General features: G+C 70.7%; 16 protein-coding genes and 1 pseudogene. 6 read left to right on the top strand and 11 right to left on the bottom strand.

Annotation, left to right across the window (positions count from 1 at the left end):
• Positions 1 to 74 precede the first annotated feature (74 nt).
• Positions 75 to 671, top strand: a complete 597-nt coding sequence (locus IPK24_00910) for a TetR/AcrR family transcriptional regulator (protein ID MBK8074132.1) — start codon at positions 75 to 77, stop codon at positions 669 to 671.
• 18 nt (positions 672 to 689) lie between these two features.
• Here IPK24_00910 and IPK24_00905 read toward each other — a convergent pair whose 3' ends face one another.
• Positions 690 to 1,166, bottom strand: coding sequence for a heme-degrading domain-containing protein (locus tag IPK24_00905; GenBank protein MBK8074131.1), 477 nt, complete (start codon positions 1,164 to 1,166; stop codon positions 690 to 692).
• A 162-nt stretch (positions 1,167 to 1,328) separates the two neighbouring features.
• On the opposite strand from IPK24_00905, the gene IPK24_00900 reads away from it, so the two are divergent.
• Positions 1,329 to 1,709, top strand: a complete 381-nt coding sequence (locus IPK24_00900; GenBank protein ID MBK8074130.1) for an antitoxin — start codon at positions 1,329 to 1,331, stop codon at positions 1,707 to 1,709.
• Between the two features lie 30 nt (positions 1,710 to 1,739).
• Here the strand turns inward: IPK24_00900 and IPK24_00895 are convergent, their stop codons facing one another.
• Complete coding sequence (locus IPK24_00895; protein ID MBK8074129.1) at positions 1,740 to 2,543, bottom strand: phosphotransferase; 804 nt, start codon at positions 2,541 to 2,543, stop codon at positions 1,740 to 1,742.
• Positions 2,544 to 2,652: 109 nt separating this feature from the next.
• Between IPK24_00895 and IPK24_00890 the strand changes: the two genes are divergently transcribed.
• Positions 2,653 to 3,972 (top strand): ferredoxin reductase family protein, encoded by a 1,320-nt coding sequence (locus tag IPK24_00890; GenBank protein ID MBK8074128.1) that lies wholly within the window; start codon positions 2,653 to 2,655, stop codon positions 3,970 to 3,972.
• A gap of 8 nt (positions 3,973 to 3,980) precedes the next feature.
• On the opposite strand, the gene IPK24_00885 is transcribed toward IPK24_00890, so the two are convergent.
• From IPK24_00885 to IPK24_00865, 5 genes are read right to left on the bottom strand one after another with little or no spacing between them, the layout of a single operon-like run.
• A complete protein-coding gene (locus IPK24_00885) occupies positions 3,981 to 5,624 on the bottom strand; it encodes an amidohydrolase (GenBank protein MBK8074127.1) in 1,644 nt (547 codons plus the stop codon).
• A gap of 14 nt (positions 5,625 to 5,638) precedes the next feature.
• A complete protein-coding gene (locus tag IPK24_00880) occupies positions 5,639 to 6,484 on the bottom strand; it encodes an ABC transporter permease (protein MBK8074126.1) in 846 nt (281 codons plus the stop codon).
• A complete protein-coding gene (locus tag IPK24_00875; GenBank protein ID MBK8074125.1) occupies positions 6,481 to 7,413 on the bottom strand; it encodes an ABC transporter permease in 933 nt (310 codons plus the stop codon). Before IPK24_00875 ends, IPK24_00880 begins: the two co-directional genes overlap by 4 nt.
• Entirely contained in the window at positions 7,406 to 8,605 is a 1,200-nt protein-coding gene (locus tag IPK24_00870) for a spermidine/putrescine ABC transporter substrate-binding protein (GenBank protein MBK8074124.1), read from the bottom strand. Before IPK24_00870 ends, IPK24_00875 begins: the two co-directional genes overlap by 8 nt.
• Before the next feature lie 2 nt (positions 8,606 to 8,607).
• The gene (locus IPK24_00865; protein MBK8074123.1) at positions 8,608 to 9,723 is read right to left on the bottom strand and encodes an ABC transporter ATP-binding protein; all 1,116 of its coding nucleotides are present in this window, start codon (positions 9,721 to 9,723) and stop codon (positions 8,608 to 8,610) included.
• 169 nt (positions 9,724 to 9,892) lie between these two features.
• On the opposite strand from IPK24_00865, the gene IPK24_00860 reads away from it, so the two are divergent.
• Together IPK24_00860 and IPK24_00855 are read left to right on the top strand one after the other, a co-directional pair.
• A complete protein-coding gene (locus IPK24_00860; protein ID MBK8074122.1) occupies positions 9,893 to 10,612 on the top strand; it encodes an SMI1/KNR4 family protein in 720 nt (239 codons plus the stop codon).
• Between the two features lie 581 nt (positions 10,613 to 11,193).
• The gene (locus tag IPK24_00855; GenBank protein MBK8074121.1) at positions 11,194 to 11,748 is read left to right on the top strand and encodes a dihydrofolate reductase family protein; all 555 of its coding nucleotides are present in this window, start codon (positions 11,194 to 11,196) and stop codon (positions 11,746 to 11,748) included.
• Between the two features lie 57 nt (positions 11,749 to 11,805).
• Here the strand turns inward: IPK24_00855 and IPK24_00850 are convergent, their stop codons facing one another.
• The 3 genes from IPK24_00850 to IPK24_00840 form a co-directional block, all read right to left on the bottom strand.
• Positions 11,806 to 11,985 (bottom strand): methyltransferase domain-containing protein, encoded by a 180-nt coding sequence (locus tag IPK24_00850; protein ID MBK8074120.1) that lies wholly within the window; start codon positions 11,983 to 11,985, stop codon positions 11,806 to 11,808.
• 62 nt (positions 11,986 to 12,047) lie between these two features.
• Entirely contained in the window at positions 12,048 to 12,443 is a 396-nt protein-coding gene (locus IPK24_00845; protein MBK8074119.1) for a type II toxin-antitoxin system VapC family toxin, read from the bottom strand.
• Positions 12,440 to 12,700 (bottom strand): type II toxin-antitoxin system VapB family antitoxin, encoded by a 261-nt coding sequence (locus IPK24_00840; GenBank protein ID MBK8074118.1) that lies wholly within the window; start codon positions 12,698 to 12,700, stop codon positions 12,440 to 12,442. Before IPK24_00840 ends, IPK24_00845 begins: the two co-directional genes overlap by 4 nt.
• A gap of 122 nt (positions 12,701 to 12,822) precedes the next feature.
• Here IPK24_00840 and IPK24_00835 point away from each other — a divergent pair.
• A pseudogene (locus IPK24_00835) lies at positions 12,823 to 13,121 on the top strand (AAA family ATPase).
• 6 nt (positions 13,122 to 13,127) lie between these two features.
• Here IPK24_00835 and IPK24_00830 read toward each other — a convergent pair.
• Positions 13,128 to 13,469 carry a TraR/DksA C4-type zinc finger protein gene (locus tag IPK24_00830; GenBank protein MBK8074117.1) on the bottom strand — a complete coding sequence of 114 codons (342 nt, stop codon included), beginning with the start codon at positions 13,467 to 13,469 and terminating at the stop codon, positions 13,128 to 13,130.
• Positions 13,470 to 13,493 lie beyond the last annotated feature (24 nt).

Raw genomic sequence — 13,493 nt, 5'->3', positions numbered from 1 at the left:
ATTCAATCAATTGATTGAATCAGTTGATTGAATCAGTTGATTGAATCCAAAGGCAAACCTGACACAATGACGCTGTGGCTGACACCGTGAGCCGGCTGCGCGAGGCGGCCGAGGACCTGCTCCTGATCCAAGGTCAGGCCGGTACGACGCTGCGCGACATCACCGAGCGGGCCGGCGCGAACGTGGCCTCGGTCAGCTATCACTTCGGCTCCAAGGACGCGCTGCTCGCCGAGGTGTTCGGGGCTCTCCTGCAGGAGGCCACCACCATCCAGCAGCGCCGACTGGACGCGCTGCCTGATGAGGCCTCGCTGGAGGACGTGGTGCGGGTCTGGCTGACCCCCGCCCTCCCGGCACAGGGCCGCGACCCCCGCGAGGCACGGCTGTGGACGATCATCCATCGCGGCATGACGGAACGGGCGCCGGGGCTGCTGGCCCAGGCGGACGCCGTCCGGCCGCTGGTGGAGCAGCACCTGATCGAGCGGCTGGCCGCGCGACTACCGCATCTGAGTCGCGAGGAGCTGATGGTCCGGCACGCGGCCACCCTCGCGGCGACCGCCGCCCTGGGCAGCCAGGGGGTGGAGGTGTTCCTGTCGAGTGACCCCGGCACCCACCTGGCCGACCGACTCGTCACCTGGATCGTCGGCGGTCTTCGAGCGCCGGCCACCCCCTGACGAGCGGCTCGAGCGGCCTCAGCCGGCCAGGAACCGGGTGAGCTGATCCACCACGAAGGCGTGATCCTCGACCTGGGGCAGGCCGGAGACGGTGACCGCGCCGACCACTCCGACGCCACGGACGGTGATCGGGAACGAGCCGCCGTGGGCCGCATAGTCGGCCGGCGGCAAGCCGGTCCGCTCCTCGAAGGTCGATCCGGCCAGCCGGGCCTGGGTGCCGACGTACAACGAGCTGTGGCCGAACCGCAGGACGACGCGGACCTTGCGCTCGACCCAGGAGTCGTTGTCCGGCACGGTGCCGGGCAACGCCGCGTGGAACAGCCGCTGGCCACCGCTCGAGATGGAGACCACCACCGGCAGCGCAGCCGCCCGGGCGGCCTGCACCAGGTGGGTTCCGAGCGCCCACGCGGTGTCGTGGTCGAATCCGGGGAAGACCAGACGCTCCTCCTGCGCGGCGAGCTCGGCCAGGTCCTGCGCCGTGCAGGGCAGCGTCATGGGTCCTCCTCGGGGACTGGGGATGGCGGACCCGACGGTAGTCCCCCGGTCGGCCGACCGAGGTGATGTGACGTGTCCCCCCTCGATGCCGAGGTGCCGATCATCGGCGTCCGACGTACTGTCGATCTGCGGCAGTGATGGTTTCGAGACGTGAGGGTGGCCATGAGCTTCCTGGACAAGGCCAAGCAGAAGGCCGAGGAGTACGACCTGCAGACCAAGGCCCAGCACCTGGCCGAGGCAGCCGAGAAGGCCGCCAAGGACGCGGTCCACAAGGCCGGCGATCTGGCCCACGACAAGCGCGACACCGTGCTGTCCCGGCTGGACACGGTGGCGGCGAAGGTCGACGCCAAGACCGACGGCAAGTACGCGGACAAGGTCGCCAAGGCCAAGGAACAGCTGGTCAAGGGCGTCGACAAGCTCGCCGAGCAGCGGCACACCAGCGCGCCGCCGACGGCCGAGACGCCCGCCGAACCGCCGGCGCCGTCCTCACCGCCCCCACCGCCACCGAGCGAGCCCCCGCTGTTCGAGCCGCCCGCACGCTGAGTCGAGGCCGATCAGCGTCGAGAGGGCCGATCAGCGCAACCAGTCGACGGCCGCTCGCGAGCGCCGATTCTGCGCCTCATAGCCGCTCTGCCACACCCGGACATACCCCGGTCGGCCCTGTTCGGCGCGGGTGCGCATCGAGACCAGGGCACGGTCGAGGAAGGCCACCACGTGGTCGAGCACCCGGGCCCGGGCCGCGTCGTCCAGCTCGTGCACGGCGCAGTAGGTCCCGAACCGGGACCGCAGGTCCAGCCCCCGCCACGCCTCGGGGAGATCGGCCGGGTCGCGCACCGGAACCCAGTGGCGGACGGCGATGGCGACGTCCAGCAACGGGTCCGACGGTGCGGCGAAGTCGAAGTCGATCACCCCGACCGCACGGCCGTCCCGGACCACCACGTTCTCGACGCACAGGTCGTTGTGACAGATCAGCGACTCAGGCCCGGCCGGCGGCAGGTTGGCACGCTGCCACGCGGCGTCCGGTGGCGGCGTGAAACCTCGTGCGGCCGTGTGCATCCGGCGTTGCAGCTCGGCCACCGACATCAAGAGGTCGGGTTCGGCGGCCCAGGCCGGGAACGGTGGGTGGGCCACCTCGCCGGGCAGATAGGTCAGGATCTCGCGGCCCTGGTCATCGTGACCGAGCGGACGAGGAGCAGCATCGAACCCGTTCTCGTGCAGGTGGTGCAGGAACGCCCGGACGGCGGGACTGAAGTCTCGCTCCGGACGGCGCACCGTCCGGCCCACCCGGACCACGAGCCCGTCGGAGCCCAGTCCACCGGGGAGCAGCCACTCGCGCTCGCCGGACGCATCGGGGGCCGCCGGCGGTCGATCGTCCATCCGACGACGGTAACCACCCGGTCGGACGTGACCATTCAGACACCCCCGATCGGGTGGGGATCCCGGTGAACGCCCCCTGCCGCAGGGCCGGGATCGTTACGGTTCGGCCGTGATTCGCCTGGCATGGAAGTCGGCAATGGCTGCGCTCCTGGTGGTACCCCTCGTCCTGGGGTGGCTGAGCGTCGGTCTGGATCGCCACCGCGGGCCGCTGATCGCGCTGGCGTTGATCACGGGACTGCTCGCCGCGTCCTTCCTGGTGGCGGCCATCGTGATGTCCTCCCGGTTGCGGTCCTTGTCGAAGACCTTCGGTACCGAGGCGGTGCTGCAGTTCCATCGGTTGGTGGGCCTGCTCACCGCGACCCTGGCCGTGGCTCATGTGGTCCTCGTGATGTGGGCGTTGCACTGGCCACTGCACCTGCTGTGGCCGCCGACGGCCCCACCGAAGTTCCAGCTGGCGACGTTCTCCCTGGTCTCGATCCTGATCACCACGGCACTGACCCTGACCCGGCGGCGACTGAAGGTGCGCTACGGCGCGTGGCGCGCACTGCACGGAGTACTGGCGGTGGTGGCGGTGGGGGGCCTGGCCCTGCACGTCTACTGGCTGCATCACCTGCTGAAGTCCGTGAGTTTCCGGTACGCGGCCGGGCTGCTCCTGCTGCTGATCGCGGGGGTCCTGCTCACCCGCTGGGTGATCCGCCCGCTGCGGACCCAGCGCCACAGCTACCTGGTCGAGCAGGTGAGCCAGGTGGCTCCCGGCGTGAGCACCATCGAGCTGATGCCCACCCACCCTCGCCACCCGGGCATGCGCTTCCGGCCCGGCCAGTTCGCCTGGCTGCGGCTGACCGGCCCCCTGGGTGTGTTCCGGGACCACCCCTTCTCGATGGCCTCCTCGGCGACCGATCGACGCCGGCTGTCGTTCACGATCCGCCACCTCGGCGACTTCACCGAGCGGGTGGCGAGGCTGGCGCCCGGGCAGCGGGTCTATCTCGACGGGCCCTACGGGGCCTTCGACGGTGGTGGCCCGGAGGCGAACGGCCTGCTCATGATCGCGTGGGGCGTCGGCATCACGCCGATGATGAGCATCCTGCGCACCCATGCCGCACGACACAACGCCCGCCCGCACATCCTGGTGATGGGTGCGCGCACCGAGGCCGAGCTGCTCTTCCGGGACGAGATCGCCGCCATGACCGAACGCCTGCAGCTGCAGGTGATCGAGGTGGTGTCCCACCCCGGCGAGGACTGGACCGGACGCCGGGGATTCATCGATGTCCCGCTGCTGCGCGACGTCCTGGCCGAGTACCCCGATGTGCGCAACACCCACGCCTTCGTCTGCGGCCCGCCCCGCATGATGGACGACGTCCATGCGGCACTGCTGGCCCTGGGCGTTCAGGAACGCCAGGTCTCGACCGAGGGCTTCGAGCTGGTCTGACGGCATGCTCAGCGGGTGTGGACCGCCCGACCCCCGACGTAGGTGGCCTCGACGCCGGTGAGCCCGATCTCGTCGGCAGGGCCGGCGAACGGGTCGCGGTCGAGCAGGACGACGTCCGCCAGCTTGCCGACCTCGAGCGTCCCGGCGTCGTCGCGACGGTTCACCCAGGCCGAGCCGGCCGTGTAGGCGCTCAGTGCCGACCCCAGGTCGAGGCGCTGCTCGGGCAGGAACGCCTCGTAGTCCCCCTCCTCGAACCCCGGCGCCGCTCGACGGTTGACCGCCACGTGGATCGCCGCCATCGGGTTGGGCGTGCTGACCGACCAGTCCGAACCCGACACCAGGGTGGCGCCGGACCGCTGCAGGTCGCCCCACGGATACTGCCAGGCATCACGCGGCGGGCCGAGGAAGGGCAGGGTCAGATCGACCATCTGTGGTTCCAGCGCGGCCCACAACGACTGCATGTTCGCGGCCACGCCGAGCGCCCGGAACCGCGGCACGTCCTCGGGATGCACCACCTGTAGGTGAGCGATGTGGTGACGACTGTCGCGCCGTCCGTTGGCGACCACGGCGGCCTGGATGGCGTCCAGCGCCTCGCGCACCGCACGGTCACCGATGGCGTGGAAGTGCACCTGGAATCCCGCGGCGTCCAACCGCGGTACCGCCTCGGCGAGTACCTCCGGCGGGACGAACGAGATCCCGGAGTTGTCGGTGCGGTGACCGTGGCAGTCCAGGTAGGGCTCGAGCATGGCCGCGGTGTAGTTCTCCGCCACCCCGTCCTGCATGATCTTGACGCTGGTGGCCTGGAACCCGTTGCCACTCAACTGTTCCCGGCGATCCAGCAGGTCGGGGATCTGCTCGACGCCGCGGGAACGGTCCCACCAGAGCGCCCCGACCACCCGGCCGGTGAGCAGACCTTCGGCGGCGGCCCTGGCATAGAACGGGCCGGGGTCGTCGGCATCGCCGTACGACCCGACGATCGCGTCCTGCCAGCCGACCACCCCGAACGAGTGCAGGTAGGCCTGGCCCAGCCGCAACGCCTGCATCATCTCCTGCGGTGAGACCGGCGGCTGCAGGCGGCTGACCAGGGCCATGGCGCCCTCGTGCAGGCAGCCGGTGGGCGTGCCGTCGGGGTCGCGCTCGATCCGCCCATCGGCCGGATCGGGGGTGTCACGATCGATGCCCGCCCGCGCCAGTGCCGCCGAGTTGACCCAGGCCCCGTGCCCGTCCCGATTGGGCAGGAACGCCGGCCGGCCCCCCGTCACCCGATCCAGGTCCTCCGCCCGCGGCGTCCCCCCGGGGAAGGCCGACATCTGCCAACCCCCGCCACGAATCCACTCCTGATCGGGCCGGTCGGCCACGAAGCGCGCCACGGCGTCCAGGTAATCGCCCGCCGTGGCACCCCCGGACAGATCGCAGTGCAGCATGTCGAGTCCGCCCCACACCGGGTGCACGTGGGCGTCGGTGAACCCGGGCACCAGCATCCGCCCCTGCAGGTCGATCACCTCGGTGCCCGGGCCGCGCAGGTCGAGGACGTCGCCGTGCCCGACCGCGACGATCCGTCCGTCCCGGACGGCGAGGGCCGTCGCCTGGGTGCGGGCGGCGTCCGCGGTGAACACCGGCCCCCCGGCGAAGATCAGATCGGCGTGGGTCATCGTGGCTCCAGGGGTCAGGTGCCCGACATGGTGCGGGCGATGTCGGTGGCCGAATCCCCGGCGCGACGCAAGATGAGCGCCGCGAGGGACAACGTGATCAGGGTGAAGATCATCATCACTGTCGACACCGCCGCAATCTCGGGCCGCAACCCCGATCGCAGCGCGCTGAGCACGAACACCGGCCAGGGCGTGGCGCCCGAGACCTGCACGAACGCCGAGATGACGGTGTTGTCCAGGCTGAGGGTGAACGAGAGCAGCGCACCGGCCAGCACGGCCGGCATCACCAGCGGCAAGGTGATCTTGCGGAAGGTTCGCCAGGGCGGCGCGTACAGGTCGGCCGAGGCCTCCTCCAGGTGGGCCTCCACCCCGGTCAACCGGGCCCGCACCAGGAAGGTCACCACTGCGGTGGCGAACAGCGAGTGCCCGATCACCAACCGCACGATGCCGTCGTCCAGGGGGGACAACCCGACGTCCTGGCCCAGGAACACCATCCACGGCAGCAGCGCCACGGCGTCCACGATCTCGGGGGTGACCGACAGCACGATCAGCAAGAGCACGAACGGAGGCGACCACCGGCCGCCGAACCGGGCCAGGGCGATGCCGGCCAGGGTGCCGAGCACCGTCGAGACCACGGCGGCGATCAGCCCGGACCGCACGCTCACCCACACCGCCGCCGGGATCGCCGGCTTGTCGAGCATGGCGTGATAGGCGTCGAACCCGAAGCCCGACCACTGCGCCATCAACCGGCCGGTGTTGAACGAGTGCGCCACCACGACGGCGATCGGCGCGAACAGGAACACGAACACGGCCACGCCCCAGACCCGCAGCAGCCGATCGCCGAGCGAGGGTCGCCGGCTCATGTGATCACCTGCGCCGGTGGGGGCAACACGACCCGGTGGCGATATCGCGACGGCAGGCCGATCAGCCACACCACCGCGGCAGCCACCACGGCGCTGGCCAGAATGGTGGCCATCAGGACGACGGCCATCGCCGAACCCAGCGCCCAGTTCTGCGCGGTCTGGAACTGCGCCGCCACCAACTGGCCGGCCATGTTGCCCTTGGCCCCACCGAGGACCGTGGCGGTGATGTAGTCGCCCATCAAGGGGATGAACACGAGCAGCGAGCCGGCCACGATGCCGGGGCGGGCCAACGGCAGGGTCACCTGCGTGAAGGTGCGCACCGGGCTCGCGCCGAGGTCCTGGCTGGCCTCCCGCAGCCCCTCGCCGACCCGGTCGAAGGCGACGAACAGCGGCAGGATCATGAGCGGCAGGTAGTTGTAGACCACGCCGATCAAGACCGCCGTGCGGGTGTAGAGGATCTCGAGCGGCCCATCGGTGAGCCCGATGGCGCCCAGCCCCCGCGAGAGCCATCCCTCGGGGGCGAGGATGACCTGCCAGCCCAGGGTGCGGACCAGGAAGTTCGTCCAGAACGGGATCATGACGGCGGCGAGCAGCCAGCCACGATGTTCGGGCCGGGCCTTCACCGCCATCCAGTAGGCCGCGGGCAACGCCACCGCCAGGCAGATCAGGGTGCCGAACACCCCCACCCACAGCGTGTTGCGAAAGGTGGCGAAGAACGTCGGCGACAGCGCCTCGCGGTACCGGTCGAGCGAGAGGACGTCGTTGGAGTGCGTGCCGAACAGCCCCGGCTTGCGACCGAAGCTGTACCAGACCACGAGCGCCACCGGCGCCACGAAGAAGGCGAGCAACCAGATCCCGGCCGGCCAGGCCAGGAACTGGCCGGCCAGGCGCACCGGTCGCCGACGGGCTCCCGGGGCCGGTCTAGCCACCGGAGGCCGCCTTGGCCTTCACCTTGTTCCAGATGTCCACGCGGCGCTGCTGCCCCTCGTTGAGTGCGCCGTTCTTCATGGTGGCCAACTGCTCGGGGGTGAAGAACACCATGTCCAGACGCTTCAGCCCGGCCTTGGTCGCGGCGTCCTGAATGCCTGCGGCACCGGTGTGATAGCCGATGTAGTCCAGCTGCTTCAGCTGGTTGGCCGGGTCCATCGTGTAGTTGATCCACGCGTGAGCCGCCTCGGGGTGAGGGGCACCGGCCACGATGGTCCAGTTGTCCATCCAGAGCTCGGTGGTCGGCGCACCGAGCACCCATTTCCAGCGCTCCGGGGTCTTGCTCTCGGCCAGGCCGATGCGAGCGTCACCGTTCCAGGCGTGCATCAGCACGTGCGTGCCCTGCGGGATCGCCCCACCGCCCGGGTAGGAGTCGAAAGCCGCGATGTGGGGGGCGAGCTTGTCGACCATGAAGGCCTCGGCGGCGTCCAGGTGGGCAGCGTCGGTGGTGGTCCAGTCGATGCCGTTGGCCCAGAAGTAGGGCGAGGCGACCTCGGACGGGTCGTCCAGTAGCGAGGTCTTGCCGCTGGCCTCCTTCTGCGCGCAGTCGAGGAAGTCGGCCCAGGTCTTCAGCTCACGCTTGACCACGGTCGTGTCGTACACGAAACCCGAAGTGCCCCAGGCCTTGCAGATCGAGTACTCATTGGTGGGGTCCCACGCCTGGCCCAGGAACTGCTTGTCCATGTACTGCAGGTTCGGCAGCAGGTCGCGATTGATCTTCTGGAGCAGACCGTTCTCCACCATCTGGGGCAGGTAGGTCCCGGTGGGCACCACGATGTCATAACCGCCGGTGCCCTTGGCCGCCACGAGTTTGGAGATCATCTCCTCGTTGGAGCTGTACGAGTCGAGGGTGATCTTGGGGCCCTTGTCGGTGGTGAACGCCTTGATCACGTCCGGGGAGTCGTACTCACCCCAGGTGTAGATGCTCAGGGCATCCTCCAGGGCGCCACCACCGGCTGCCGGGCTGGCGGAGGTGGCGGACGAGGCGGACGACGAGCCGCCGCCCCCGGAACAGCCCGCGAGTGCCCCCACCGCCCCGGCCGCGGCCAGCGCGAAGAAGTTGCGGCGGTTCAGTTCTCGGGCAATGGCCCGGGCGCCCGAGGTGCTGGCCAGGATGCGGGTGGTCTCGGTCATGATCACTCCGTGGTGGTCGGGTCATCGGCGAAGAGCAGGACACGTTCAGCGGGCCAGAAGGCGCGGACCCGTTGTCCGGTGGTCAGATGCGGCGCCTGCGGGGTGGGGCGACGCGCCAGGACGGCGAGCTGGGGGTCGACCTGGACGACGAACTGGATCGTCTCGCCCAGGTGGGAGATGCCGATCAGGGTTCCGGTGACGCTGTTCTCGGCGGCGTCCTCGGCGGAGCCGGCCAGGTCGATCTCGACCGACTCGGGTCGTACGGCCGCCGTCACCGCCGCACCCGCGGCCACCGGGGGGGCATGGCGCGCCGAGCGCATCCGGCCCCAGGCGGTGTCGACCTGCCCGGATTCGCCGGAGGCCTTGCCGCGCAAGAAGTTCTGTTGTCCGACGAAGCCGGCCACGTAGGCCGTCGCCGGGGTCTCGTAGATCGTCGTGGCGTCGGCGAGCTGCTCGATCCGGCCGTGTCGCATGATCGCGATGCGGTCACTCATCGCCAGCGCCTCGCTCTGGTCGTGGGTGACGAAGATGAAGGTGACCCCCAGCCGCGACTGCAGCAGCTTGAGTTCGAGCTGCATCTGCTCGCGCAACTGCCGGTCCAGGGCGCCCAGCGGCTCGTCCAGCAGCAGCACCGATGGTCGGTTCACCAGGGCTCGGGCCAGGGCGATGCGCTGTTGCTGACCACCGCTGAGTTGGTTGGGGCGGCGCTCGGCGTAGGCACGCATCTGCACCATGTCGAGCACCTCGGCGACGCGTTGCCCCACCTCCGCGCGAGGAACCCGCTTCTGCTGCAGGCCATAGGCCACGTTCTGCGCCACGGACAGGTGCGGAAACAGTGAGTAGGACTGGAAGACGGTGTTGACCGGACGCTTGTGGGCGGGCACCCCGGCCAGGTCGCGACCCGAGATCTGGATCCGGCCGGCGTCCGGGTGCTCGAAGCCCGCGAGCATGCGCAGCGTGGTGGTCTTGCCACACCCCGACGGACCGAGCAGGGAGAGGAACTCCCCCGCCTGCACCTCGACCGAGAGCTCGTCCACGGCCACGACCGAGCCATACCGCTTGGTCACGGCGTCCAGGACCACTGCTCCCTCGACGGCCTGCGCGGGATCGCCCACGATCGCTCCTTTTGCTCCCGAACAATCGGGTTACTGAATCACGTGGATCCGAACCACACCAGGGTTGCCATGGACCTTCATTCGATCCGTGCACAAATGGTCACGGGCAGCAACGCATCGCCACGACGTCGAACCGGTCTGGTCGGGGCCGCGCCTCGGGCAGGATGTCGGCGTGAGTGATCGCCAAGGACCCCCTGCCGACGACGGGATCGAGAGCGTCGTGCGCGAGATCGACGACTGGCTGCTCGCGCATGCCCCGGTGCTGCACGCCACGATGACGCCCGGTGCGAGCGAGGCCGAACTGGCCGGCGTCGAGGCGGCGGTGGGTCGACGGCTGCCCGCGGCCTTCCACGCGCTCTACCGCCGACACGAGCACTGGCAGTGGGCGTTCGGCGCCCTGCACCTGAGCGTGAACAGCGACCACTACAGCCTGGACGTCGCCGCGGTGATGATGACCAACTCGACGCAGGCCCCCCATTTCGACTACCGCGAGGCGGGGATGTCGTCGGTGCCGGACGACGCCGTGAACACCGAGTTCATCGATGTCGGCCGACTGCCCCTGATCACCGACGGCGGCGGCAACTACGTCGGGCTGGACTTCCTGCCCGGACCGGCCGGCGTCGAGGGGCAGGTGCTGGCCTGGGGACGTGACGATCATGCCTGGACCGTGCTGGCGGACTCCCTCGACGGCTTTCTGCGGGAGGTGGCGACGCGTCTGCGCCAGGGCCGCGTGACGGTGATGCACCCCGAGGGCGATCCGCACGAGCAGCAGGTGCTGTTGACCGACGACGCCGGGGTGGCCGCGGTGGCAGGACATCGCCAGATGGTCGACTTCTTCCCCGGGTTCGGTGCCGCCCCCACCCGCCTGCCGGCGATCCTCGGCCGCAGCTGACCGAGGGCGAGCCAGCAGCGTCACGGCCGGGGGACCCACTGACCGGCCCCCCCCCCCCCCCCCACCCCCCCCCCCGCCCCCCCCCCCCCCCCCCCCCCCCCCCCCCCCCCCCCCCCCCCCCCCCCCCCCCCCCCCCCCCCCCCCCCCCCCCGGAAAGGCCCCCCCCCCCCCCCCCCCCCCCCCCCCCCCCCCCGGCCGGGCCCCCCCCCCGCCCCCCCCCGGCCAAGCCCCGACCCCGAGGGGCGGGTCGACGTAGAGCAGGTGATCCGCGGGCAAATCGGTCACGGTCGTGCGGGGGGGTCCTTGTGCTCGCGCCGGCCCGCGCCCGCCCCGCCCCCCCCCCCCCCCCCCCCCACCCCCCCCCCCCCCCGCCCCCCCCCCCCCCCCCCCCCCCCCCCCCCCCCCCCCCCCCCCCGCCCCCGCCCCCCCCCCCCCCCCCCCCCGCCCCCCGGGGGGCGGGCGGCGCCCCCCCCCCCCGCGGCCCCCCGTGTGCCCCCCCCCCCCCCGCCGGCCCCCCCCCCGCGGGCGCGGGGGGGGGGGCCCCCGCCGCCCCCGCCCAACAAGATGCCACCCTCGACGCCATGGGCTCTCTTGTCTACTTCGCCATCGCCTCGCTCGACGGGTATGTCGAGGACGCCGCGGGCGACTTCGGCTGGGCCGCGCCGGACGAGGAGGTGCACGCGTTCGTCAACGACCTCGAACGTGACGTGACGACCTACCTCTACGGACGGCGGATGTACCAGACGATGGCCGCCTGGGAGGACCTCGGCACCGGCCCGGACGCCTCGCCGATCGAACGTGACTTCGGCCAGATCTGGCGCGCCGCGGACAAGATCGTGTTCTCGCGCACCCTGACCACGACCTCGACCGCCCGGACCCGGCTCGAACCCGAGTTCAGCCGCGAGGTCGTGGCGGCTCTGAAGCTGACCATCGAGAGCGACCTGGGTATCGGCGGTGCCGAGCTGGCGGCACAGGCACTGCAGCTCGACCTGGTCGACGAGGTGATCCTGCTGCTGCAACCGGTCACGGTCGGTGCCGGCAAACCCGCTCTGCCCCCGGGGGTTCGACTGCGCCTGCTCGACCAGCGCCGGTTCACCGGTGGCGCCGTCCTGCTGCACTACGCGGTGCGCCGGTGAGCCGAGCCGTGGCCTGGGGTGCCGAGCTGCGCGCCGCTTCTGGACGGCCCTGGACGGTCACCACCGCGGCGAGGATGTCACCAAGTCGAACACGTTGTCGGAGAAGGGAAGTGACTCGGTAACGCCACCGATGGCGCGAAAACCACCGAGGACGCGGGTGATGTCGCGCTCGAGACCCGTCACGTCGTGGCCCTCGGTAGTGGCCCAAGCGGCGAACGTGCCATCGCCGCACCCCACGTCGAGGATGCGGCGATGGCCGAGCTGGCGCCGACGCCGATGTTCACAGGCACACAGGCTGTTCAGGCGCGTGCCGGCGCGACGTCCGTGTGGCCGAAGTCGTCGCCGACCCACAACAACGGCTCTCGACAGGCTTTCGCTGCGGCGTAGCTGAAGCAATCACCCAGGTTGAGGCCTGCCGGGTGACCACTGCCCCGGCCGAAGTCCCGGTAGGCAGCCCTGGCGATGGCGGCCTGGTCGGCATCGAAGGGCACCAACTCGACGCCCATGCTGTCGAGCAACTCGTCCAGCCGACGCGACAGAACCGGGTTGTGACGTCGCTCGACGACCGCTGCGAGCTCGACGTAGCTCGCAGCCGACATGCGGACGCCGCCGGCCTGCGCCACGGCTGCGATCAACTCCGGGCGCTGCGGTTCGTCGAGCATGATGGCCAGGACGGCCGAGGGGTCGATGATCATGCGGGCAGACCCTCGTCGTCGTACAGTCGCCGCGCCCCCTCACGCAGCGCGGCACGATCATCGTCGGAGAGTTCCACGTCCACCTGGGCCAGCACACCGTGGATCAGGTCGAGCCTGCTCTGATCCAGGCGGGCCGGTGCTGCCTGCAACATCCGGATCAACGCCTCCTCGATGACGCTGGTCTGGCTCATGCCGAAGCGCTCGGCGGCCGTTCGCGCCAGCTCGTGGACCCGTGGGTTCTTGATGTTGAGTCCCATGGAACCATGGTAGAACGGATGTCTACCATGGTCTACCCGCCTGGACACGTCACTGGACGGCCGCCGCCATCGCGACATCGACGGTAGCTGCTCAAGGGAGGCTTGGATTCATGCTCGAGGTAGTCCAGCAGGCGCCCAAGCATCAGCTCGCCGATCCGGCACTGGCAGCTCGACTGCTGGGGCTGTCTGCCACGACCCTGGCCACCCCCCCGCGGCGCGGCGATGGCCGGGCCGTTGTTCGAGTCCTTGGCCACGCTGACCGTGAGAGTGGCAGCCCAGGCGGCGCAGGCCAGGGTCGGTGTGGTTGCGCGGATTGCTCGGTGAGGCGCTGGTCGATGCTGTCGTGATCACCACGGGTACCCGCGCCTACCGCCGACCAGACGGGATCGCGGTCGTCCCGCTGGCCCTGCTCGGCGCCTGACACCCTTCAGCGGTGGCCCGAGGCACACGGCACGCACTGCGTCGCGTGCGGCCGCGCCAGGAGCCGTTCGCGCGGAATCGGTTCGCCACAGCCCTGACAGATGCCGTAGCCACCTGGGCCGGAGCCGATCTCGTCGTCGTCCAGCCGGGCCAGGGCGGCGTCGATCTCGGCGAGATGGCGGCGGGCCTGATCGATCACCGCCACGATCTGGGCGCGCTCGACGGCCAGGCCGGCGCCGTCCGGGTCGTGCTCGTCGTCGGTCGAGACCGACTCCGCTGCCTCGACGATGCGCCTGAAGTCCTGCTCCGCCGTGCTCAGCCGGGCGGCGACCTCGGCGCGCTGATCCAGCAGGACGGCGCGCGCCTCGCGCCT

Source organism: Kineosporiaceae bacterium, assembly GCA_016713225.1.
Classification (GTDB): domain Bacteria; phylum Actinomycetota; class Actinomycetes; order Actinomycetales; family Kineosporiaceae; genus JADJPO01.
The sequence above is the reverse complement of the archived record's forward strand: the minus strand, read 5'-3'. Positions and strand labels throughout refer to the sequence as shown.